We start from the raw sequence: 22,802 nt of genomic DNA, 5'->3' as shown, positions 1-22,802 counted from the left end.
AACGCTAACGATCTTGTTTTGGGCCTTGACGCGTCCTTTGAAATGCACGTGCAATGTCACACATCGCCAGATGTGAGGAGCAGCACATGCGTGCCATCCCCCTGAAATCCTTCACGTCGCTGGCCGTTCTCGGCCTCCTGGTCACCGGGTGTGGCCAGGGACTGCTCGGTGGTGGTGACGGCGCCGGGCAGACCGCGGCCGGAAAGGACGAGCCGATCGTCCTCGGCATGCTGATCCCGCAGTCGGGCAGCGAGGCCGCCATCGGCCCCTACATGAGCAACGCGGCGCAGCTCGCGATCGACGAGATCAACGCCAAGGGCGGCGTGCTCGGCCGCAAGCTGGAACTGAAGACCGCCGACGACGGCTGTGACGCCCAGTCGGCCGCCGCCGGCGCCAACAAGCTGGTCACCGAGGGAATCGACGTCTCGGTGGGCGGCTACTGCTCCGGAGCGACGCTCCCCACCCTGCCGATCTTCGGCAAGGCCGGCATTCCCATGATCATTCCAGCTGCCAACTCCCAGGAGCTGGTCGACCAGAAGCTCAAGCACGTCTTCCTGATCAACGGCACCGGCTCCCAGCAGGCCGCGGCCGCGGAGAAGTGGATCACCAAGCAGGGGTCCAAGAGCGTCGCGCTGATGCACGACAACACCAGTTACTCCAAGGACATCGCGCTGCGCACCCAAGCCCTGCTGGAGGCCCCCGGCGGGGCCGAGGCCGCGATCACCGAGGCGGTCACCCCGAAGGAGAGCGACTACAGCGCCAACATCACCAACGTGCTGGCCAAGAAGCCCGACTTCGTCTACTGGACCGGTTACTTCCAGGAGGGCGGCCTGATCGCGCGCCAGCTCCGGCAGGCCGGGTACAAGGGGTCCATCATGGTCGGCGACGGCTCGGTCTCTCCCAAGCTGGTCGAGATCGCCGGAGCCGAGGCCGCCGAGGGCCTCTACGCCACGATGACCCAGACCCCCGACACCCTGGAGGGCGCCGAGGGCTGGATCGACGCCTACAAGAAGAAGTACGGCGCCGAGCCGGGCCCGTACTCCAACCAGGCCTACGACGCGGTGCGACTGGCCGCGGAGGCGGTCACCAAGGCGGGCGGCACCGACGGAACCAAGGTCATCGCGGCGCTTGAGGCGATCGACGGCTTCCCGATGTTCTCCGGGCCGCTGAAGTTCACCCCCGAACACACCCTGGCCAACGGAGGCTTCCAGATCCTCGTCGTCAAGAGCGACAAATTCGCCCTGCAGGACTCCCTGAAGTGACGCAACTCATCTGGAACGGGCTGTTCGTCGGCTCGTTCTACGCCCTGGTGGCCCTGGGTTACAGCATGGTCTACGGGATCATCAAGCTGCTCAACTTCGCCCACGGCGACCTGTACATGCTCGGCGCGTTCGCCGGCTTCGCCATCCTCGGCGCGGTCGGCGGCGTGTCCTCCGCCATGGCCCTGCCGCTGCTGCTCGCGGTGCTCCTGGCGACCATGGTCGTCACCGGCCTGGCCGGGGTGGCGCTGGAGCGGATCGCCTACCGGCCGCTACGCCGCGCCCCGCGGCTGTCCCTGCTGATCACCGCCGTCGGCGCCTCCTTCGCCCTGGAGTACGGGATGCGCGCGGTGGCCGGGGCCGACCCCCGGGTCTACCCGGTGCGGCTGGGCGGTACCTCGCTGGAGGTCCTCGGCGCCAGGATCACCCCGCAGCAACTCGTCCTGATCGGCGTGGCGGTGCTGCTGATGGCCGGGCTCAACCTGCTGGTCACCCGGACCCGCGAGGGCAGGGCGATGCGGGCCATCGCGCTGGATCCGCGTACCAGCGCGCTGATGGGCATCGACGTCAACGCGGTGATCTCCCGCGCCTTCTTCGTCGGCTCGGCCCTGGCGGGGGCCGCGGGCGTGATGGCGGGGGCCTACTACGGGAAGATCGACTTCATGATGGGCTTCCTGATCGGCCTCAAGGCCTTCACGGCGGCGGTCATCGGCGGCATCGGCAACATCCCCGGCACCATGCTCGGCGGCCTGCTCCTCGGGCTGCTGGAGTCGTTCGGCACGTTCTGGCTGGGCGGCGAGTGGCGGGACGTGTTCGCCTTCGGGGTGCTGATCCTGTTTTTGACGGTGCGGCCCACCGGCCTGCTCGGCGAGCGTGTGACGGAGCGGGTGTGAGCGCGACCAAGGTCCGCCGTCTCGGCACGGACTCACCGCCCAGCAGGGCCTCGAAGCTGCTGCAGAACCGCCGGGCCGGGCTCGCGGGGCTGCTGGTCGCGCTGCTGGCCCCCTTCGTCGACGCCACGCCGTACGCGCTGTCGGTCATGACCAGCGCGGCCATCGCGGTGATGCTCGCCGCCGGGCTGAACATCGTGGTCGGCTACTGCGGCCTGCTCGACCTGGGCTACGTCGCCTTCTTCGCGGTCGGCGCCTACACCAGCGGGGTGCTGGCCACCCGCCTGGAGTTGCCGCTGCTCGCCACGGTGCCCGCCGTGATCGTGGTCACGGTCGTCGCCGGGATCGTCATCGGCGCGCCGACGCTGCGGCTGCGCAGTGACTACCTCGCCATCGTGACGCTCGGCTTCGGTGAGATCATCCGGATCACCGCCAACAACCTGGACGTCACCGGCGGCCCCTCGGGCATCTACGGCATCCCGCACCTGGTCGAAGGCCCGGTGGCCTTCTACTACCTCACCGTGGTCGTCGTCTCGCTGGCCGTCCTCGGCGCGGCCAGGCTGGGCCGCTCCCGCCTGGGCCGGGCCTGGCGCTTCGTCCGGGAGGACGAGGACGCGGCCGAGGCGATGGGCGTGCACACCTACCGGGTCAAGCTCGCCGCCTACGTGGCGGGGGCGGTCTGGGGCGGCCTGGCCGGGGTGCTGTTCGCCGCGCACCTGTCGGCCATCTCGCCGGGCAGCTTCACCTTCCTGTCGTCGGCGCTGGTGCTGATGGCCGTGGTCCTCGGCGGCATGGGCTCGATGCCCGGCGTCGTCGTCGGGGCCGTCGTGATCAGCATCCTGCCGGAGATCCTGCGTGACCTCGCCGACTACCGGTTCTTCCTTTTCGGCGTCCTGCTCATCGCCTTCATGCTGCTGCGCCCGCAGGGGCTCTGGCCGGCCCGTTCCAAGGAGGTCCCTTGAGCCTGCTGAGTGTGGCCGACCTGCGCCTGTCCTTCGGCGGGCTGGTGGCCATCGACGGCCTGTCGTTCTCGGTGGGCGAGGCGGAGATCGTCTCGGTGATCGGGCCCAACGGGGCGGGCAAGACGTCGGCCTTCAACTGCGTCACCGGCTTCTACCGGCCCACCTCGGGCCGGATCACCCTGCGCGGAAGGGACCTGCCCGGACTGCGGCCCTCGGCCATCGCGGGCCTGGGCGTCGCGCGGACCTTCCAGAACCTGCGCCTGTTCGGCGAGTTGTCGGTCCTGGACAACGTGCGCGCCGGGTCGCACCTGTGGTTGCGCCAGAGCGTCCTGGACGCCCTGCTGCACACCCCGCGCTACCGGCGCTCCGAACGCGAGTGCACCGAGCAGGCACACCACTGGCTGGACTTCGTCGGCCTGCGCGGCGACCGGTACGGGCAGGCCAGAGCCCTGCCCTACGGCGAGCAGCGCCGCACCGAGATCGCCCGAGCCCTGGCCCGCCGGCCCGACCTGCTGCTGCTCGACGAGCCCGCGGCCGGGCTCAACCACGGCGAGAAGGCCGAGATGCTCGACCTGATCCGGCGCATCCAGGCGCTCGGCGTGGCCATCGTGCTCATCGAACACGACATGGGGCTGGTCATGGAGGTCTCCGAGCGCGTGGTCGTGCTCAACTTCGGCAGGGAGATCGCCGACGGCCGCCCCGAGGACGTCCGGCGCGACCCGGCGGTCATCGAGGCATACCTCGGCGGCGATCCCGCCGTCTTGGAGGAGACCGTGCTGGGGGAGACCGCCTTGGGGGAGACCGTGCTGGAGGAGGAGATCGCGGGGCAGGACGCCCGGGGGAAGGACAGCGCGGGGAAGGGCGGTTCGGGGAAAGAGGACTCGGCCGGGAGCGACGCACATGCTTGACATCGACGGGCTGGACGTCCACTACGGCGGCGTGCACGCCCTGCGCGGCCTGTCCCTCGGCGTCGCCGAGGGCGAGATCGTCGCCCTGCTGGGCAACAACGGCGCGGGCAAGACCACCACGCTGGCCGCGGTCTCGGGGCTGCTGCGCCCCAGCGGCGGCAGGGTGCTCTTCGACGGCCACGAGATCACCGGCCGGAAACCGCACAGGATCACCGCCCGCGGCCTGGTGCACGTCCCCGAGGGCCGCAGGATCTTCAGCACGCTCAGCGTCCACGAGAATCTCCAACTGGGCGGCTATCTGGTCCGCGACCAGGCGGAGATCCGCAGGCGGATCGAGCACGTGTACGAGCTGCTGCCCCGCCTGGCCGAGCGGCGCGCCCAGCAGGGGGGCACGCTGTCGGGCGGTGAGCAGCAGATGCTCGCCATCGGCAGGGCACTGGTCACCGGACCCCGGCTGCTGCTGCTGGACGAGCCGTCCATGGGCCTGGCACCGCTGGTCGTCGCCTCGGTCATGAAACTCATCGCGGGCATCAACGCCGAGGGCACCTCGGTGCTGCTCGTCGAGCAGAACGCCGTCGCCGCCCTCGGGATCGCGCACCGTGGTTACGTGATCGAGAACGGCGAGTGCGTCCTCGACGGACCCGCCGCCGAGCTCCGCCGGGACCCCAGGGTGGCCGAGGCCTACCTCGGCGGGGGCTAGGGAGCCGGTGCCGTGCCTTCCGGATGAGGGCACCGGGTGTTCGGGAGCACGCGCATGGCCTGGGAGGATGTGAAGGTGGCGGGCTCGGCCCACCAGGTGTGGACACGAGCGACACGAGAGGGTTGGGTATGGCTCCTAGCGCGGACGGCCGGCCCGACCTGCCGGCTGTGAGTGAGCGGCAGAGCCTGCGGGAGCAGGTGGCGCACGCGCTCAGGGCGGCACTGATCACCGGTGAGATGAGACCCGGCATGGTCTACTCCGCCCCGGCCCTCGCCGCCCAGTTCGGCGTCTCGGCGACCCCGGTGCGCGAGGCGATGCTCGACCTGGCGAAGGAGGGCCTGGTCGAGGCGGTGCGCAACAAGGGCTTCCGGGTCACCGAGCTGTCCGAGCGCGACCTGGACGAGCTGACCGAGCTCCGCAGGCTGATCGAGGTGCCCACGGTGTCGCAACTGGCCGGCAGACCGGCCGGCACCGGGGGCGCGCCGAACTTCGAGGCGCTCCGCCCGCAGGCCCAGGCGATCGTCGACGCGGCCGAGCGCGGCGACCTGCTCGGTTACGTCGACGCCGACATCCGCTTCCACCTGGACCTGCTCGCCCTGGCGGGCAACTCCCACCTCGTGGAGGTGGTCCGCGACCTGCGCAACCGGGCCCGTCTGTACGGCCTGTCCGCCCTGCACCAACGGGGTGGCCTGGTCGACTCCGCCCGCGAGCACCTCACACTGCTCGACCTGCTCTCGGCGGGAGACGTGAGCGGTACCGAGCGGCTGATGCGCGAGCACATCCGGCACGTACGCGGCATCTGGGCCAGCCGCCCCGAGTAGCGGCGCGGGTCAGCGCGAGCCGCGGGTGGCGCCGACACTGGCGATGACCACGCAGCCGATGGCGGCCCACTCGCGTACCTGGAGCACCTCGCCCAGTACCAGCAGGCCGACCAGCGCGGCCGCCGCAGGCTCCAGGCTCATCAGGATGCCGAAGACCCGCTTGGGCATCCTGCGCAGCGCCTCCAGCTCTATCGAGTAGGGGATGACCGACGACAGCAGGCCCACCCCGACACCGATCAGCAGCAGTTCGGGCCGGAGCAGGTCGGCGCCGCCCGAGATGATCCCGAAGGGGGCGGTCAGCACGCAGGAGATGATCATCGCCAGGGAGAGGCCGGTGGCCCCGGGGAAGCGCCGGCCGACCGAGGCCGCCAGCAGGATGTAGCCGGCCCAGCAGGCCCCCGCGACCAGGGCGAAGGCGATTCCGGCCCAGCTGATCCTGGAGGCCGAGGTGCCCCACGGGGCCAGTAGCACCACGCCGGAGGCGGCGAGCACGACCCAGAGCAGGTCGAGGCGGCGGCGCGAGGCCGCCACCGCGACACCGAGCGGCCCGAGGAACTCGATCGCCACCGCGATGCCCATGGGCAGCCGGGCCAGCGCCTCGTAGAACGACAGGTTCATCACGCCAAGCGTCAGGCCGAAGGCCGCGCCCGCCGCGAGGTCCGCCCGGGTCAGTCCCTTCAGCCGGGGCCTGGCGATCATCCCCATGATCAGCGCACCCGTCGCGATCCGCAGGAACACCACCGCGCTCGGTGGCAGCTGGGCGAACAGGTCCTTGGCGAAACCCGCGCCCACCTGCACCGACAGGATGGCCAGCAGCACCAGCCCGGAGGGCGGGATGGCGTCGGAGGCGGCCCTCAGCAGCGCTCCCGGTCTGCGGGGCTCGGCGGGCCCGGGCAGGGCTTCGGCGGTCACGACACTCCTTGTGCCAGGCGCAAAATGGTTAATGGCACCTTACTTGCCGGGGGCTTCCGTTTTCAGCGGCGTCCGCGATGCGAGACGGGCTCAGGAAAGAGGCCGGCCATCATGGGACGGGCCCCATGAACCGGAGGGGGTCACCTCATTCCCAGCGGAAGGTTCGCGAGGTCAGGAAGAGCGACACCGCGGCCCACGCCGCGAGGACCGCCAGCGCGGTGAGAGGCGGTCCCGCCCCCTCGCTCAGGACCGCGCGGAGCCCTCCGCTCAGCGCGGAGATCGGCAGCGACTCCAGCACCGGCCGTACCGACTCGGGGAACCTGGTCAGCGGGAAGGCGATCCCGCCGCAGGCGAGCAGGACCAGGTAGACCAGGTTCGCCGCGGCGAGCGTGGCCTCGGCGCGCAGCGTGCCGGCCATCAGCAGGCCGAGCCCGCTGAACGCGGCGGTGCCCAGCACGACCAGCAGCAGCACCGCGAGCGGCGAGCCCGCCGGGCGCCAGCCCAGGGCGAGCGCCACCCCGCAGATGACCGTGACCTGGATGACCTCCACGGCGATCACCGCGAGCGTCTTGGCCAGCATCAGCCCGGTCCGCGACAGCGGGGTCGCGCCCAGCCGCTTCAGCACGCCGTAGCGGCGTTCGAAGCCCGTCGCGATGGCCTGCCCGGTGAAGGCGGTGGACATCACGGCCAGCGCGAGCACTCCGGGGGCCATGAAGTCGATGCGGGAACCGCCGCCCACGTCGATGATCGGGGCGACCGAGAGGCCGACGAGCAGCAGCACCGGGATGATCATCGTGAGCAGCAGCTGCTCGCCGTTGCGGAGCATGGCCTGGATCTCCGCGCCCGTCTGGGCCGCCACCATCCGGCGCAGCGGCGCGGCTCCGGGGGCCGGGGTGAGGTCCAGGGTGGTCAAGCGGCTCTCCTGTGGTCTGGCTCGGGCCGCGCCCGGATCCATGCGTGCTGAGGGGGTGGGTGCCGGGAGCGTCACCGGAGCTCGCGCCCGGTCAGCTCCAGGAAGACGTCTTCCAGGGTACGCCGCTCGATGCTGAGGTCGTCGGTGCTCACGCCCTCGGCGGCGCACCAGGTCGTCACGGTGGCCAGCAGGCCGGGCACGACCTGACCCTCGATGATGTAGTGCCCCGCCGGTGACTCCTTGGCCGAGCTGCCGACGGGCAGCGCGGCGAGCAACTCGTCCAGGCAGAGCCCGGGGCGGGCGCGGAAGCGCAGTTGCCGCTCGGCACCGGTGAGGGAGGAGGGGGTGCCCTCGGCGACCACCCGGCCGCGGTCGATGATCACGATCTGGTCGGAGAGCTTCTCCGCCTCGTCCATGTGGTGGGTGGTGAGCACCACCGAGACCCCGCTCGCGCGCAGATCGCGTACCAGCTCCCAGCAGGCGTGCCTGGCCTGCGGGTCCAGGCCCGCGGTCGGCTCGTCGAGAAAGACCAGCTCGGGACGGCCGATGACCGCTCCGGCCAGCGACACGCGCTGCTGCTGGCCGCCGGAGAGCCTCCGGTACGGGGTGCGGGCGTGCTCGGTCAGCCCCAGCCGTTCCAGCAGCGCCGCGGGATCGAGCGGGTGGGCGTGGAAGCGGGCCATCAGCCGCAGCCACTGCCCACAGCGGGTCGCCGGGGGAACGCCGCCCGCCTGGAGCATCACCCCGACCCTGGCCCGCAGCTCCGGCCTGGACGGATCGAGTCCGAGCACCCTCACCCTGCCGCCGTCGGCCCGGCGGAATCCCTCGCAGATCTCCAGCGTGGAGGTCTTGCCGGCCCCGTTGGGGCCCAGCACGGCGGTGACCGCGCCTCGGGCGGCGTTGAAGGTCAGGCCGTCGATAGCGGTCGTTCCGCCGTATCTCTTGACCAGGTCGACGATCTCGACGGCTGGGGATTCCATGGCCACGAGTTTAGGGACCGCGGCCGCCGGTCATGTTCCCGGACCACGCGTCCGGGCCGTTCCATACCGGCCAGGAGTTCCGGCCCTGCGGCGCCGGGTGCTTCCAGAGGGCTTTTGCTGGTCAGTGCTTTGAGATTCTTTCTGGGAAATTTCCTAAATCCAGGAATTCGGATGACCTGTTGATGGTTGGGACGCTTCGGCCCCTGCGGGCCCATCGTGGCCTGCGATCAAAAGGGGAGTACGGATATGACCGCCGTCGTCGGCGAGTCGGACGTGGTGCCGGGCACGCGGCGCAGACTGTTGCTGATCATCCTGGGTGCGCTCTCCGCGATCGGCCCCCTGTCGATCGACATGTATCTGCCGGCCTTCCCGGCCATCGCCGCCGACCTGGGCACCGGGCAGGCACAGGTGCAGCTCACCCTCACCGCCTGCCTCATCGGGGTCTCCGTCGGGCAGGTCGTCGCCGGCCCGCTCAGCGACGTGCGCGGCCGGCGGGGGCCGCTGCTGCTCGGCATCCTCGCCTACGCCGTCGCCTCGCTGCTGTGCGCCTTCTCGCCCTCGGTGTACGGGCTGGTCGGGTTGCGCCTGCTCCAGGGCATCGCGGGCGGCGCCGCGCTGGTGATCGTCCGCGCGGTCGTCCGGGACCTGTACGAGGGGGCGGCCATCGCCCGCATCTTCGCCACCCTCATGCTGGTGACCGGCCTCGCGCCGATCCTGGCCCCGCTCGCGGGCGCGCAGCTGCTCAACCACACCTCCTGGCGGGGCGTCTTCGTCGCGCTGAGCGTCACCGGCCTGCTGCTGCTGGCCGCCGCGCTGTCCGGGGTGCGCGAGACGCTCCCCGCGGACCAGCGTGAGGGCGGGGGGCTGCGGCACACCCTCGTCACCTTCCGGCACCTGTTCGGCGATCGGTCCTTCATGGCCCCCGCCCTGGCCGGAGGGCTGGGCTTCGCGGGCATGTTCGCCTACATCTCCGGATCGCCCTTCGTGCTTCAGGAGGTCTACGAGACCTCGGCGCAGACCTTCTCCCTGGTGTTCGGGCTGAACGCCCTGGGGCTGACCGTCACCGCGCAGATCGGCGGGCGCCTCGCGGGGCGCCGGATCGCCCCGGCCCGGCTGATCCTGATCGGACTGTTCACGAGCGTGGCCGGAGCCGTGACGCTGCTCGCCACGGCGCTGTTCCACCTGCCCCTGCCGGTGCTGGTCGCCGCACTGTTCGTGATCATGTGTGGTGCGGGCTTCGTCATGCCCGGCAGCGCCGCGCTCGCCCTGGCCGGCCAGCCCCCGCAGATCGCCGGGAGTGCCGCCGCGCTGACAGGTGTGCTGCAGTTCGCGCTCGGCGCGCTCGCCGCACCGCTGGTGGGCCTGGGAGGCGAGGGCTCGGCGCTGCCGATGGCCGTCGTGCTGGCCGGTTTCACCCTCGTCTCGCTCCTGGCCTTCACCGGGCTGCGAGGAGGCGCGCGGAATGTTTCCGCGGGTTAGGTAAGCCTTGCCTGCGTGACAAATCGCATTTGAGGCGGCTGAACATTGGTTTGTAACTTGGGAAGCAATTACGGCACACTGATGTTGTGAAATACGTGACCGGGACGCAGGGCACCGAGGGAGCCGCCACCGTGCGGCCCTCCGCCGTGTCCGCCGAGCGCAGCACGCGAGCGCGTGTCGCCCGGCTCATCCTGGAGCACGGGCCCGTCACCGCCGCCGCTCTCGGCGAGCGGCTGGGCCTCACTCCCGCCGCGGTCCGCAGGCACCTGGACGCACTGCTGGCCGAGGGGATGGCCGAGGCGCGCACCGCCAGGCCACGGGGCCAGCGCGGGCGTGGCCGGCCTGCCAAGCTGTTCGCCATAACGGACGCCGGCCGGAGCGCCTTCGAGCACGCCTACGATGGTCTCGCCGGGAGCGCGCTGCGTTTCCTGGCAGAGCGCGTGGGCGAGGAGGCCGTCGAGGAGTTCGCCCGATCACAGGTGGCCGGCCTGGTCGCCCGCCTGCGGCCGGAGATGCGCGAGGTCCCCGCCGACCAGCGGGTGCGCGTCCTGGCCGAGGCGCTGTCGGCCGACGGCTACGCCGCCTCGGCGAGCAAGGCCAGCCTCGGCGGTGAACAGCTGTGTCAGCACCACTGCCCGGTGGCGCACGTGGCCGCGGAGTTCCCGCAGCTGTGCGAGGCCGAGACGGAGGCGTTCGCACGCATCCTCGACACTCCCGTGCAGCGGCTCGCGACCATCGCCCACGGCGACGGCGTGTGCACCACGCACGTGAGTCCCCACCGGGACTCCGGGCCGGGCGCGAGGGAGCGCGCGGCGAACGCCCCGGCATCCACGCCGGTGCGATCACCAGCAACCCACGAAACGATCGACATATCGAGCAAGGAGACCGGAAGGTGACTGTCACCGACCGCCCGGAGCTGGAAGGCCTCGGGAATTACAAGTTCGGCTGGGCCGACTCGGACGCCGCGGGAGCGACGGCCCGGCGCGGCCTGTCCGAAGAGGTCGTCCGCAATATCTCCGCGCTGAAGAACGAGCCGGAGTGGATGCTGGACCTTCGCCTGAAGGGGCTGCGCCTGTTCGGTAAGAAGCCCATGCCGAACTGGGGCTCCGACCTCAGCGGGATCGACTTCGACAACATCAAGTACTTCGTGCGCTCGACCGAGAAGCAGGCCGCCTCATGGGAGGACCTGCCCGACGACATCAAGAGCACCTACGACAAGCTCGGCATCCCCGAGGCGGAGAAGCAGCGCCTGGTCGCCGGCGTCGCCGCCCAGTACGAGTCCGAGGTGGTCTACCACAAGATCCGTGAGGACCTTGAGGAGAAGGGTGTCATCTTCGTCGACACCGACACCGCCCTCAAGGAGCACGAGGAGATCTTCAAGGAGTACTTCGGGACCGTGATCCCCGTCGGCGACAACAAGTTCGCCGCGCTGAACACGGCGACCTGGAGCGGCGGCAGCTTCATCTACGTGCCGCCGAACGTCAACGTGGAGATCCCGCTCCAGGCCTACTTCCGGATCAACACCGAGAACATGGGCCAGTTCGAGCGGACCCTGATCATCGTGGACGAGAACTCCTACGTCCACTACGTCGAGGGCTGTACCGCGCCGATCTACTCCTCGGACTCGCTGCACAGCGCGGTCGTGGAGATCGTCGTGAAGAAGGGTGCGCGCTGCCGCTACACGACCATCCAGAACTGGTCGAACAACGTCTACAACCTGGTCACCAAGCGCGCCGTGGCGTACGAGGGCGCGACCATGGAGTGGATCGACGGCAACATCGGTTCCAAGGTCACCATGAAGTACCCGGCCGTCTACCTCATGGGCGAGCACGCCAAGGGCGAGACCCTCAGCGTCGCCTTCGCCGGTGAGGGCCAGCACCAGGACGCCGGTTCCAAGATGGTGCACCTCGCACCGAACACCAGCTCCTCGGTGATCTCCAAGTCCGTCGCCAGGGGCGGCGGCCGCACCTCCTACCGCGGTCTGGTCCAGATCGAGGAGGGCGCGTACGGCAGTGCCAGCACCGTCAAGTGCGACGCGCTGCTCGTCGACCAGATCAGCCGCTCCGACACCTACCCCTACGTGGACGTGCGCGAGGACGACGTCTCCATGGGGCACGAGGCCACCGTCTCCAAGGTCTCCGACGACCAGCTCTTCTACCTGATGAGCCGCGGCATGGGCGAGGACGAGGCCATGGCGATGATCGTCCGGGGCTTCGTCGAGCCGATCGCCCGCGAGCTCCCGATGGAGTACGCCCTGGAGCTGAACCGCCTGATCGAACTGCAGATGGAAGGAGCCGTCGGCTGATGGGTCTCGACACCGCCAAACCCCTGTCGACGCTCCACGAGAAGGCCTCGTACGACGTGGCGGACTTCGCGGTCCCGACCGGCCGGGAGGAGGAGTGGCGCTTCACCCCGCTCTCCCGGCTCAAGGGCCTGCACGAGGGCGTCGCGGCCTCCGCGAACGTGGTCGTGCACGTCGACGCCGCCCCCGAGGTCACCGTGGAGACCGTCGGCCGTGACGACGCGCGGCTCGGCCGGGCCTATGTGCCCGCCGACCGGGTCAGCGCCCAGGCCTACGCCTCCTTCGAGAAGGCCACCGTGATCACGGTGGCGCGCGAGGCCGTCGCCTCCACCCCGACGGTGGTCACCCTCACCGGGTCCGGCCGGGGCGCCGCCTACGGCCACACGGTCGTGAAGCTGGAGCCGATGGCCGAGGCCGTGGTCGTCCTCGACCATCAGGGCAGCGCGCTCTACGCCGACAACGTCGAGTTCGTCGTGGGCGAGGGCGCCACGCTCAAGGTCATCAGCCTGCAGGACTGGGCGGACGACGCCGTGCACGTCTCCCACCACCACGCCCTGCTCGCCAAGGACGCGACCTTCCGCAGCTTCGTGGTCACCCTCGGAGGCGACCTGGTCCGGCTCTCCCCCTCGGTCTCCTACTCCGGGCCCGGCGGTGACGCCGAGCTGAACGGCCTCTACTTCGTCGACGCCGGCCAGCACCTGGAGCACCGCCTGCTCGTCGACCACTCCCGGCCCGGCTGCCGGAGCAACGTCGACTACCGCGGAGCGCTGCAGGGCCAGGACGCCCACGCGGTCTGGATCGGCGACGTCATCATCCGGGTCGAGGCCGAGGGCACCGACACCTACGAGCTCAACCGCAACCTGCTGCTCACCGACGGCGCCCGCGCCGACTCGGTGCCCAACCTGGAGATCCTCACCGGAGAGGTCACCGGTGCCGGCCACGCCAGCACCTCCGGCCGCCTCGACGACGAGCACCTCTTCTACCTGCAGGCCCGCGGGATCCCCTACGAGGACGCGCGTCGCCTCGTGATCAGGGGCTTCTTCGCGCAGTTGGTGGAGAAGATCGAGGTCTCTGAGCTTCGCGAGCGGGTGCTCGCCCGGGTCGAGGCGGAGCTTGAGAAGTGACGTTCGAGAAGGTCTGCAAGCTCGCCGACATCCCCGACGAGGGCGTGATCGGCATTGAGGTGGGCGAGACCCCCGTCGCCCTGGTCCGCCGGGGCGATGAGGTCTACGCGCTGCACGACGTGTGCTCCCACGCGGAGGTGAAACTCAGCGAGGGTGAGGTCTACGACGGCACCCTGGAGTGCTGGCTGCACGGTTCGTGCTTCGACCTGCGGTCGGGCAAGCCCACCGGTCCGCCCGCCAGCAAGCCCGTCCCCGTCTACCGAGTCAAGATCGACGGCGATGACGTCCTCGTCTCGCTCTCGAAGGAGTCATAAAAGTGTCTGACACGAGCCGAGTTCCCTCGGGTTCCACCCTGGAGATCCGCGACCTGCACGTCAGCGTCGCCGACAAGGAGATCCTGCGCGGCGTCAACCTGACCGTGCGGGCCGGCGAGACCCACGCCATCATGGGCCCCAACGGCTCGGGCAAGTCCACGCTCGCGTACGCGATCGCCGGTCACCCCAAGTACACGGTCACCGGTGGCCAGGTCCTGCTCGACGGGGTCGACCTGCTGGAGCTGACCGTCGACGAGCGCGCCCGCGCCGGGCTGTTCCTCGCCATGCAGTACCCGGTCGAGGTCCCCGGTGTCAGCGTCTCCAACTTCCTGCGCACCGCGGTCACCTCCGTCCGCGGCGAGGCTCCCAAGCTCCGCCAGTTCGCCAAGGACCTCAAGTCCGGCATGGACGCCCTGTCCATCGACGCGGCCTTCGCCCAGCGCAATGTCAACGAGGGCTTCTCCGGCGGTGAGAAGAAGCGCCACGAGATCCTCCAGCTGGAGCTGCTCAAGCCGAAGATCGCGGTGCTCGACGAGACCGACTCCGGCCTCGACGTCGACGCGCTGCGCGTGGTCTCCGAGGGGATCAACCGCTTCCGCTCGAACGGCGAGACCGGTGTGCTGCTCATCACCCACTACACCCGCATCCTGCGTTATGTGAAGCCGGACTTCGTCCACGTCTTCTCCGCGGGGCGGATCGTGGAGCAGGGCGGCCCCGAACTCGCCGAGCGGCTTGAGAACGAGGGTTACGAGGCCTACACGAAGGCGTCGGCCTGATGGTGGACACCGGCCTTGACGTGGAGAGGATCAGGAAGGACTTCCCGGTCCTCTCCCGAGAGCTTCCCGGCGGCAGGCCGCTGATCTATCTCGACTCGGGCAACTCCGCGCAGAAGCCGACCCAGGTGGTCGAGGCGATGCGCGAGCACCTGGCGATGCACTACGCCAACGTCGGCCGCGCCATGCACGCGCTGGGCGCCGAGTCCACCGAGGCGTACGAGAACGCCAGGGACAAGGTCGCCGCCTTCGTCGGCGCGCCCGACCGCGACGAGATCGTCTTCACCAAGAACGCCTCCGAGGCGCTCAACCTGGTGGCGTACGCCTTCGGCAACCCCATCGGTGAGGACCCGCGCTTCCGGCTCGGCCCCGGAGACGAGATCGTCATCTCCGAGATGGAGCACCACTCCAACATCGTGCCGTGGCAGATGCTCGCGCAGCGCACGGGTGCGACGCTGCGCTGGTTCTCCGTCACCGACTCCGGTCGCCTGGACCTGTCGAACCTCGACGAGCTCGTCACCGAGCGCACGAAGATCGTCTCGATCGTGCACCAGTCGAACGTGCTGGGCACGGTCAACCCGGTCGCCCCGGTGCTCGCCAGGGTCCGCGAGGTCGGCGCGCTGATGATGCTCGACGCCTCGCAGTCGGTGCCTCACCAGCAGGTGGACGTGGCCGCGCTGGGGGTCGACTTCCTGGCCTTCACCGGCCACAAGGTCGTCGGCCCCTCGGGGATCGGCGTGCTGTGGGCCCGCGGTGAGTTGCTTTCGGCCATGCCCCCCTTCCTGGGCGGCGGCGAGATGATCGAGGCGGTCTGGATGGACCGCTCGACCTACGCGCCCGCGCCGCACAAGTTCGAGGCGGGTACGCCGCCGATCGTCGAGGCGGTCGGCCTCGGCGCCGCGGTCGACTACCTGTCCGAGATCGGGATGGACGCCGTCGTCCGGCACGAGCACGAGCTCACCGCCTACGCGCTCGGTGCGCTGGGAGAGGTCCCGGGCCTGAAGGTGATCGGCCCGCTGGACCTCGCCGACCGCGGCGGCACCGTCTCGTTCACGCTGGAGGGGATTCACCCGCACGACGTCGGGCAGATCCTGGATGACAACTTCGGCGTGGCGGTGCGCGTGGGGCACCACTGCGCCCGTCCGCTCCATCTGCGATTCGGGATTCCCGCGACCACGAGGGCGTCCTTCTACCTGTACAACACAACGGCCGAGATCGATGCTCTGGTCCGCGGCCTCCACCACGTGCGGAAGGTGTTCGCCTAGTCATGCCCGAGCAGTCGAGCCGGCGGGCGAGCGAACGGCGGGCGCCACACGCCCACGGCACGGCGTCCGGCGACGCGCGAGCGTACGGCGCAGCGAACGAGAAGGTGAGCACGACCCTATGATCGCCGAGTCCATGTACCAGGAGCTGATCCTGGAGCACTACAAACACCCGCAGGGGAGGGGTCTTCGCGACCCGTACGACGCCGAGGTCCACCATGTGAACCCGACGTGCGGCGACGAGATCACCATGCGGGTGAAACTGGGCGACGGCGGCAAGGTCGAGGACGTCTCCTACGACGGGCAGGGCTGCTCCATCAGCCAGGCCGCGGCCTCGGTGCTGCACGAGCTGGCCACCGGCTCGACCGTCGACGACTCGCTCGGCGTCGTGGAGGAGTTCACCCGGCTCATGCAGGGCAGAGGAAAGATCGAGGCGGACGAGGACCTGCTGGGCGATGCCGTGGCCTTCGCCGGGGTCGCGAAGTTCCCCGCCCGGGTGAAGTGCGCGCTACTGGCCTGGATGGCCTACAAGGACGCGGTCGTGAGGAGCACGAAATGAGCAAGGCTGTTGAGACGCCGACCACGGCGTACGACGGGGACACCACCCATGACGAGGTCATGGAGGCCCTCAAGGACGTCGTGGACCCCGAACTCGGCATCAACGTCGTCGACCTGGGCCTGATCTACGGGCTCCACCTCGACCCCGCGGAGGGGGGCGAGGGGGACGCCATGCCGGTCGCCACCATCGACATGACGCTGACCAGTGCGGCCTGCCCGCTGACCGACGTCATCGAGGACCAGGCGCACTCGGCCCTGGAGGGCATGGTCTCCGACGTGAAGATCAACTGGGTCTGGCTCCCGCCGTGGGGCCCGGACAAGATCACCGATGAGGGCCGCGAGCAGCTCCGGATGCTCGGCTTCAACGTCTGAGACGCGGTCGCCGGTACGGCTCGCACCCCCCCGGGTTCGGGCCGTACCCAATTGTGTGAGAGGATCACGGAGGCCGGGAAGAAAAGCCCGGCCGGGAGTGTTGGCTCCAATCGACGGACAAGCGACCGGCTCACGCCGGACGCCCCGACCGAACTCGGCACTGCGAACGCCGGGTATGCTTGATCGTGGTTTGACTGCGTGCGGGTAAGCTAGACCCGCCCCGTGCGGTGCGCCTCGACTTGCACCGCACCACCGCCCCCATGTGGGTGTTGATCAAGCGCGGCCTCAGGCCGCGCGTTCCAGGCTCGTCCTTTCGCAGAAGTGACGTGCCCCGTTCTTCTATCGAAAGGCACGAGTCTTCGTGACCATGCTTGACGCTGTTCTGCCCGAAATTACCGAAATCACCGAAATCTCCCAGGCCCCCGCAGGCACGTCCGAGTTCACCCTTCTCGGTCTGCCGAAGCCGCTGGTGACCGGTCTCTCCCGTGCGGGCATCGACAGTCCCTTCCCCATCCAGCGGGCCACGATCCCTGACATCCTCGCCGGCCACGACGTCCTCGGCCGCGGCCAGACCGGCTCGGGCAAGACGCTCGCCTTCGGCCTGCCCATGATGACCCGCATCGCCGGGGCCAAGGCGCGTCCCGGCCACCCGCTGGCCGTCGTGCTGGTGCCGACCCGCGAGCTCGCCATGCAGGTGACCGACGCGCTGGAGCCCCTCGGCCGCGGCCTGTCGCTGCGGATGAAGACCGTCGTCGGCGGCATGTCCATGGGCCGCCAGATCGAGGCGCTGCGCCGCGGTGTCGAGGTCGTCGTGGCCACCCCCGGCCGCCTGACCGACCTCATGCAGCAGGGTGAGTGCATGCTGGACGAGGTCCAGGTGACGATCCTCGACGAGGCCGACCACATGTGCGACCTCGGCTTCTTCCCGGTCGTCAGCGCGATCCTGCAGCAGACCCCGGCCGACAGCCAGCGCCTGCTCTTCTCCGCGACCCTCGACGGTGACGTGGACAAGCTCGTCCGCCGCTTCCTCACCAACCCGGTGACCCACTCCATGGCCCCGGCCGCCTCCTCGGTCGACACCATGGAGCACCACCTGCTGGAGGTGCACCGCGACGACAAGTTCCCGGTGACCGCCGAGATCGCCAACCGTGAGGGCCGGACCATCATCTTCGTGCGCACCCAGCACGGTGTGGACCGGCTGTGCAAGCAGCTCGCCCAGGTCGGCATCAAGGCCGGCGGCCTGCACGGCGGCAAGCGCCAGAACCAGCGCACCCGCATCCTGGCCGAGTTCAAGGAAGGCACGATCAACGTCCTGGTCTGCACGGACGTCGCGGCCCGCGGCATCCACGTCGACAACATCAGCCTCGTGCTGCACGTCGACCCGCCCCAGGACCACAAGAGCTACCTGCACCGCGGCGGCCGCACCGCCCGCGCCGGGGAGAAGGGCACCGTCATGACGCTGGTGCTCCCCAACGAGCGCCGCTCCACCGACGCGATGACCCGCCGCGCGGGCATCAAGCCGTTCCGCGCCAGGGTCACCCCGGGCCACCCGCGCCTGGAGGAGGTCGCCGGTGCGCGTACCCCCAGCGGCGAGCCGATCCCGGTCTGGGAGCCCTCGGCTCCGGCCAGCAGGCAGCGCCAGGGGCGCGGCGGCTTCGGCGGCAACGGTGGCGGGCGTGGCCCGCGTCGTTTCCGCTCCGAGCGTCCCGCCCACGGTGAGGGCCAGCAGCCCCGCGAGCGTTCCTTCGGTGACGACTCCCGTGGCGGCGGCCAGTACCGTTCCGAGCGCCCGGCCGGCGGTGGTTACCGCTCCGAGCGTCCCGCGGGCGGTGGCTACCGCGCCGACCGCGGTGAGCGCCCGGCCGGCGGCGGCTTCCGCTCCGAGCGTTCCACCGGCGGTGGCTACCGCGGCGAGCGGCGCGAGCCGTTCCGCGCCGACCGTCCGGCCTCGGCCGGTGGTGGTTACCGCTCCGAGCGTCCCGCGGGCGAGCGCGAGCCCTTCCGCGGTGACCGTCAGGGCGGCGGTTTCCGCGGCGGCGAGTTCCGCGCCGACGGCCGCGGCTCCGCCCCGCGTGGCGGCAGCCGCTACGGCCGCTGATCATCTCGTGGCACCCTGAAGGGCCGGTACGGCATCCGCCGTGCCGGCCCTTCGTCTGGAACGGCCCGGCCCGCCGGGACCGCCGCCGCTCCGCGTTCCGGTCCGGCCCCGGTGGAAGGGCCGCCGTCACCGGACCCGCCCGGGCGGGGGAGCGGTGCTGCCCCTGGGGGTGAGGCGGGCGGCCTCGTCCTGGTAGGGGCCGGGGCTCTCGCCGGAGACGAGGGCGAGGAGATGGCGGGCGGCGTGGGCGCCGTAGGCGGAGATGTCGCGGCTCAGGGCGGTGAGCGGGGGGCGGACGACCCGGGAGAGTGGTGAGTCGTCCCAGGCGACGATGGACAGGTCGCGGGGCACGTCCAGGCACAGGTCCTGGGCGGCGGACAGCCCGGCGACGGCCATGATGTCGTTGTCGTAGACGATCGCGGTGGGCCGGGAGGGGGAGCTCAGCAGGCGCCGGGTGGCGCGGGCGCCCTCCTCACCGGTGTAGTCGGTGTGCACGGTCACGTGCTCGGCGACGCCGTCGCAGGCCTCGGCGAAGGCGTGGTCGCGCAGCGCGGTGTGGGCCAGGCGCGGCAGCCCGGCGACCCTGGCGATCCTGCGGTGGCCGAGCGCGACGAGATACTCCACGGTCTCGTGGACGGCACCGCCGTCGTCGGACCAGATGGGCGGCAGCGACCCGGCCTCCGACGGATGGCCGATCACCACGGCCGGCAGGCCGAGTGACTCGAACTCGGGGATGCGGGGGTCGCCCACGTGCAGGTCGACCAGGATGGCGCCGTCGACGCGGCCCTCACCCCACCAGCGGCGGTAGACCGCGACCTCCTGCCCGTGGTCGGAGACCACCTGCAACATGAGCGCGTACGAGCGGGCCGAGAGTTCGCCCTCGATGCCGCTGATGAGCTCCATGAAGAACGGTTCCACGCCGAGCGTGCGCGCCGGGCGGCAGATGGCCAGGCCGACGGTGTGGGACCGCGCGCCGTTCAGGGCGCGGGCCGCGCTGTTGGGGCGCCAGCCGATCTCCTCGGCGATCGCCAGGATCCTGGCCCGGGTGCTCTCCGACACGCCGGGCTGCCCGTTGAGCGCGTACGAGACGGCCCCCTTGGACACCCCGGCCCGTCTGGCGACGTCCGCGATCGTCGGTCGTTTCATGATCTCCTCCGCGATTTCAGCTGAACCGGTCCAGTCGCCTATTGACAGTGCCGACACGTGGACTTTACGGTCACGATACTTATCCGGCTCAGCAAACGCATGCGGTCGCGTTTAGTTATTTGGGAGCGCTCCCATGTTGGAGAGGAGAACATAGATGCGGATTCGACGAAGGTTCGCGATCCTCGGGGTGGCGGCCTGCATGGCCGCGGCCGGGTGCACGGGAGGCTCGACGACGCCGTCCGCTCCGAGCGAGGCGCCGCAGGGGTCGGGCGCCGCGGCCCCCTCGGCGGGGGCGGGGGCGGCGAACGCCGCGTTCCCCCGCAACGAGACCCTGTACACCAGCGGCACCCAGTGGGGCCCGCCGGCCAACTGGAATCCGCTGCGGACCTGGGACTCGGCCACCGGCACCAAGGGGCTCGTCTACGAGACGCTCTTCCTGTACGACCCCCAGACCGACAAGTTCACGCCCTGGCTGGCCGAGAGCGGCACCTGGACGGACGACAAGACCTACGACCTCAAGCTCAGGCAGGGGGTCACCTGGGCCGACGGCAAGCCCTTCACCGCCGACGACGTGGTCTTCACCGTCGAGCTCGGCAAGATGAAGACCATCCCCTACGCCAACCTGTGGGACTGGCTGGAGAAGGTCGAGGCGGTCGACCCGGGCACCGTCAGGTTCACCTTCTCCAAGGCCAACTACCAGCAGTGGGCCAACTGGGTCTACAGCAACGCGATCGTCCCCAAGCACATCTGGGAAGGTCTCTCCGAGGACGAGGTGCTGAACGGCGTCAACGAGAAGCCGGTCGGCACCGGGCCGTACGCCTACCACAGCCACGACCAGGACCGCATGGCCTGGGTCAAGCGCGACGGCTGGTGGGCCACCGCGGCGCTGGGCAAGGAGGTCAGGCCCAAGTACGTCGTCGACATCGTCAACTCCAGCAATGAGGTGGCGATGGGCCTGCTGCTGCAGAAGGGCCTGGACCTCAGCAACAACTTCCTGCCCGGCGTGGCCAACCTGGTCCAGGGCGACTTCGGTATCAAGACCTACTATCCGGAGCCGCCGTACATGCTCTCGGCCAACACGGCCTTCCTGGTGCCCAACACCACGAAGAAGCCGCTGGACGACCCCGCCTTCCGCAAGGCGATCGCCAACTCCATCGACACCAAGAAGATCGTCGAGGGTGTCTACGGCAACCTGGTCAAGGCGGCCGGCCCCACCGGGCTGCTGCCCCAGTGGGACAAGTACGTCGACCAGGCCGTGGTGAGCGAGAAGGGCTTCTCCTTCGACACCAAGAAGGCGAAGAAGCTGCTGGCCGACGCCGGATACAAGGACGGCGACGGCGACGGGTTCGTGGAGAACAAGGACGGCTCCAAGGTCTCGCTGAAGATCATAGTTCCGGCCGGCTGGACCGACTGGATGGAGGCGAGCCGGGTCATCGCCGAGGGCGCCAAGGCGGCCGGGATCGACCTCACCCCCGAGTTCCCCGACTACAACGCGCTGGTCGACCAGCGCGCATCCGGCAAGTTCGACCTGCTGCTCAACAACGAGCGGCAGCTGTCCAACACCCCCTGGATGTACTACGACTACATGTTCCGGCTGCCGATCAACAAGCAGCAGAACACCGTCAACTTCGGCCGCTACGAGAACAAGAAGGTCTGGGACCTGGTCCAGGGTCTCGACGGCAAGAAGGCCGACGACGTCGAGGGCATGAAGCAGGTCGTCTCGGAGATCCAGAAGATCCAGCTCGACGATCTGCCGGTGATCCCGCTCTGGTACAACGGCCTGTGGGCGCAGACCAGCAACGCGGTCTGGACCAACTGGCCCTCCGCAGCCCCCGCGACGCCCAAGAGCCCGCCGACCATGTGGCGTAACTGGCTGGAGCTGGGCGGGGTGCTGACCCTGACCGAGTTGAAGCCCGCCGGCGGCTGATCCCCCGCGATTCTCGTCCCCTCCCCGCGCGCGGCGCGGGGAGGGACTCATCTCGCCGATTCGGGAGGATCGCGTGCGACGCTATTTCGGCCGGAAGCTGCTCGTGTACGGGCTCACCTTCCTCGTGGCCGTCACGATCAACTGGATGATCCCGCGCTTCATGCCGGGAGACCCGGTCCAGAGCATGCTGGCCAGGGCCAACGTGTCACAGCCCGCCGCCGTTGAGGCGATGCGCGCCCACTACACGAGCCTGTTCGGGCTCGACCTGCCGCTCTGGGAGCAGTACGGCAACTTCTGGGCCGCGCTGTTCCGGGGTGATCTGGGGACCAGCATCTGGCTGTTCCCCACCCCGGTGACCGACATCATCATCCGGGCGGTGCCGTACACGCTGGCACTGCTCATCCCGTCCATCCTGCTCAGCTGGTGGGCGGGCAACAGGTTCGGCGCCTTCGCCGCCAGGCGCAAGTGGCTGGACAACACCGCGCTGCCGATCGGGTACGTGCTCACCGCGACGCCCTACATGTGGCTGGCGATCCTGCTGGCCTGGGGGCTGGGCATCGTGGCGGGGATCTTCCCCGTCTCCGGCGGCTACAGCTTCGCCATGCGGCCCAACTGGTCGTGGGAGTTCGTCGGCAACCTGGCGCTGCACTGGTTCCTGCCGTTCGTCTCGCTCTTCCTCGTCGCGTTCGGGGGCTGGGCGATCGGCATGCGCAACATGATCATCTATGAGCTGGAGGCCGACTACTCCACCTACCTGTCCTCGCTGGGGGCCTCGCGGCGGCTCATCCGGCGCTATGCCTTCAGGAACGCGGTACTGCCGCAGATCACCGGCCTGGCCCTGCAACTCGGCGTGCTCGTGGCCGGAGCCCTGGTCACCGAGATCGTCTTCTCCTATCCGGGGCTCGGCCACCTGATCCTCAAGGCGATCCAGAACCAGGACTTCTTCCTGCTGCAGGGGACCTTCCTGTTCATCGTGGTGGGCGTGCTGGTCGCCAACTTCATCATCGACATCGTCTACGTCCTGGTCGACCCGCGTACCAGGACCGGGATAGGAGGGGAGGCGGCATGACCGGCATCTCCGCGAACCGGCCCGCGGCCGAAG

The 22,802-nt window shown here is 69.9% G+C and carries 22 protein-coding genes; 18 read left to right on the top strand and 4 right to left on the bottom strand.

The annotated features are described in order from the left end of the window. Positions 1-86: 86 nt before the first annotated feature. From ABT130_RS10425 to ABT130_RS10400, 6 genes are all read left to right on the top strand, one after another. A complete protein-coding gene (locus ABT130_RS10425) occupies positions 87-1,262 on the top strand; it encodes a branched-chain amino acid ABC transporter substrate-binding protein (protein WP_350918943.1) in 1,176 nt (391 codons plus the stop codon). Continuing rightward, positions 1,259-2,152 carry a branched-chain amino acid ABC transporter permease gene (locus ABT130_RS10420; RefSeq protein WP_350918946.1) on the top strand — a complete coding sequence of 298 codons (894 nt, stop codon included), beginning with the start codon at positions 1,259-1,261 and terminating at the stop codon, positions 2,150-2,152. The genes ABT130_RS10425 and ABT130_RS10420 overlap by 4 nt, the downstream gene beginning before the upstream one ends. Next, positions 2,149-3,111, top strand: a complete 963-nt coding sequence (locus tag ABT130_RS10415; protein ID WP_350918949.1) for a branched-chain amino acid ABC transporter permease — start codon at positions 2,149-2,151, stop codon at positions 3,109-3,111. Before ABT130_RS10420 ends, ABT130_RS10415 begins: the two co-directional genes overlap by 4 nt. After that, a complete protein-coding gene (locus ABT130_RS10410; protein WP_350954495.1) occupies positions 3,108-4,019 on the top strand; it encodes an ABC transporter ATP-binding protein in 912 nt (303 codons plus the stop codon). Before ABT130_RS10415 ends, ABT130_RS10410 begins: the two co-directional genes overlap by 4 nt. Continuing rightward, positions 4,012-4,719 carry an ABC transporter ATP-binding protein gene (locus ABT130_RS10405; protein ID WP_350918955.1) on the top strand — a complete coding sequence of 236 codons (708 nt, stop codon included), beginning with the start codon at positions 4,012-4,014 and terminating at the stop codon, positions 4,717-4,719. The genes ABT130_RS10410 and ABT130_RS10405 overlap by 8 nt, the downstream gene beginning before the upstream one ends. A gap of 128 nt (positions 4,720-4,847) precedes the next feature. Beyond that, on the top strand, positions 4,848-5,540 hold the full coding sequence (locus tag ABT130_RS10400) for a GntR family transcriptional regulator (RefSeq protein ID WP_350918958.1): 693 nt from the start codon (positions 4,848-4,850) through the stop codon (positions 5,538-5,540). Between the two features lie 9 nt (positions 5,541-5,549). Here the strand turns inward: ABT130_RS10400 and ABT130_RS10395 are convergent, their stop codons facing one another. From ABT130_RS10395 to ABT130_RS10385, 3 genes are all read right to left on the bottom strand, one after another. Beyond that, positions 5,550-6,452 carry an EamA family transporter gene (locus ABT130_RS10395; RefSeq protein WP_350954492.1) on the bottom strand — a complete coding sequence of 301 codons (903 nt, stop codon included), beginning with the start codon at positions 6,450-6,452 and terminating at the stop codon, positions 5,550-5,552. 145 nt (positions 6,453-6,597) lie between these two features. Beyond that, positions 6,598-7,407, bottom strand: a complete 810-nt coding sequence (locus ABT130_RS10390) for an ABC transporter permease (protein WP_350954490.1) — start codon at positions 7,405-7,407, stop codon at positions 6,598-6,600. 29 nt (positions 7,408-7,436) lie between these two features. Next, positions 7,437-8,345 carry an ABC transporter ATP-binding protein gene (locus tag ABT130_RS10385; RefSeq protein WP_350918967.1) on the bottom strand — a complete coding sequence of 303 codons (909 nt, stop codon included), beginning with the start codon at positions 8,343-8,345 and terminating at the stop codon, positions 7,437-7,439. 246 nt (positions 8,346-8,591) lie between these two features. Between ABT130_RS10385 and ABT130_RS10380 the strand changes: the two genes are divergently transcribed. The 10 genes from ABT130_RS10380 (at position 8,592) to ABT130_RS10335 (ending at position 18,627) form a co-directional block, all read left to right on the top strand. After that, entirely contained in the window at positions 8,592-9,824 is a 1,233-nt protein-coding gene (locus ABT130_RS10380; protein WP_350954488.1) for a multidrug effflux MFS transporter, read from the top strand. Between the two features lie 95 nt (positions 9,825-9,919). Beyond that, positions 9,920-10,720 carry a helix-turn-helix transcriptional regulator gene (locus tag ABT130_RS10375; RefSeq protein WP_451935013.1) on the top strand — a complete coding sequence of 267 codons (801 nt, stop codon included), beginning with the start codon at positions 9,920-9,922 and terminating at the stop codon, positions 10,718-10,720. Continuing rightward, on the top strand, positions 10,717-12,129 hold the full coding sequence (sufB, locus tag ABT130_RS10370; RefSeq protein ID WP_343981594.1) for a Fe-S cluster assembly protein SufB: 1,413 nt from the start codon (positions 10,717-10,719) through the stop codon (positions 12,127-12,129). The genes ABT130_RS10375 and sufB overlap by 4 nt, the downstream gene beginning before the upstream one ends. After that, positions 12,129-13,250, top strand: coding sequence for a Fe-S cluster assembly protein SufD (gene sufD, locus ABT130_RS10365; RefSeq protein WP_350918973.1), 1,122 nt, complete (start codon positions 12,129-12,131; stop codon positions 13,248-13,250). Before sufB ends, sufD begins: the two co-directional genes overlap by 1 nt. Then, positions 13,247-13,564 (top strand): Rieske (2Fe-2S) protein, encoded by a 318-nt coding sequence (locus ABT130_RS10360; RefSeq protein ID WP_350918976.1) that lies wholly within the window; start codon positions 13,247-13,249, stop codon positions 13,562-13,564. The genes sufD and ABT130_RS10360 overlap by 4 nt, the downstream gene beginning before the upstream one ends. Before the next feature lie 2 nt (positions 13,565-13,566). Then, complete coding sequence (gene sufC / locus ABT130_RS10355; RefSeq protein WP_386271258.1) at positions 13,567-14,340, top strand: Fe-S cluster assembly ATPase SufC; 774 nt, start codon at positions 13,567-13,569, stop codon at positions 14,338-14,340. Then, the gene (locus ABT130_RS10350; RefSeq protein ID WP_350954485.1) at positions 14,340-15,602 is read left to right on the top strand and encodes a cysteine desulfurase; all 1,263 of its coding nucleotides are present in this window, start codon (positions 14,340-14,342) and stop codon (positions 15,600-15,602) included. Before sufC ends, ABT130_RS10350 begins: the two co-directional genes overlap by 1 nt. Before the next feature lie 118 nt (positions 15,603-15,720). After that, positions 15,721-16,158 (top strand): Fe-S cluster assembly sulfur transfer protein SufU, encoded by a 438-nt coding sequence (gene sufU, locus ABT130_RS10345; RefSeq protein WP_350918982.1) that lies wholly within the window; start codon positions 15,721-15,723, stop codon positions 16,156-16,158. Continuing rightward, positions 16,155-16,529, top strand: coding sequence for a metal-sulfur cluster assembly factor (locus ABT130_RS10340; protein ID WP_350918985.1), 375 nt, complete (start codon positions 16,155-16,157; stop codon positions 16,527-16,529). Before sufU ends, ABT130_RS10340 begins: the two co-directional genes overlap by 4 nt. Before the next feature lie 367 nt (positions 16,530-16,896). Further along, complete coding sequence (locus tag ABT130_RS10335; protein WP_350918988.1) at positions 16,897-18,627, top strand: DEAD/DEAH box helicase; 1,731 nt, start codon at positions 16,897-16,899, stop codon at positions 18,625-18,627. 126 nt (positions 18,628-18,753) lie between these two features. On the opposite strand, the gene ABT130_RS10330 is transcribed toward ABT130_RS10335, so the two are convergent. Then, positions 18,754-19,773: a LacI family DNA-binding transcriptional regulator gene (locus ABT130_RS10330; protein ID WP_350954482.1), complete on the bottom strand. Its 1,020-nt coding sequence runs from the start codon at positions 19,771-19,773 to the stop codon at positions 18,754-18,756. A 154-nt stretch (positions 19,774-19,927) separates the two neighbouring features. On the opposite strand from ABT130_RS10330, the gene ABT130_RS10325 reads away from it, so the two are divergent. Together ABT130_RS10325 and ABT130_RS10320 are read left to right on the top strand one after the other, a co-directional pair. Beyond that, positions 19,928-21,700: an ABC transporter substrate-binding protein gene (locus ABT130_RS10325; RefSeq protein ID WP_350918994.1), complete on the top strand. Its 1,773-nt coding sequence runs from the start codon at positions 19,928-19,930 to the stop codon at positions 21,698-21,700. A gap of 73 nt (positions 21,701-21,773) precedes the next feature. After that, positions 21,774-22,769, top strand: coding sequence for an ABC transporter permease (locus ABT130_RS10320; RefSeq protein WP_350918996.1), 996 nt, complete (start codon positions 21,774-21,776; stop codon positions 22,767-22,769). The last annotated feature ends 33 nt before the right edge of the window (positions 22,770-22,802 follow it).

The sequence above is a fragment of the Streptosporangium sp. NPDC001681 genome, from assembly GCF_040298085.1.
Lineage (GTDB): Bacteria > Actinomycetota > Actinomycetes > Streptosporangiales > Streptosporangiaceae > Streptosporangium.
Note: the sequence above shows the minus strand (reverse complement) of the source record. Positions and strands in the feature narration are given on the sequence as shown.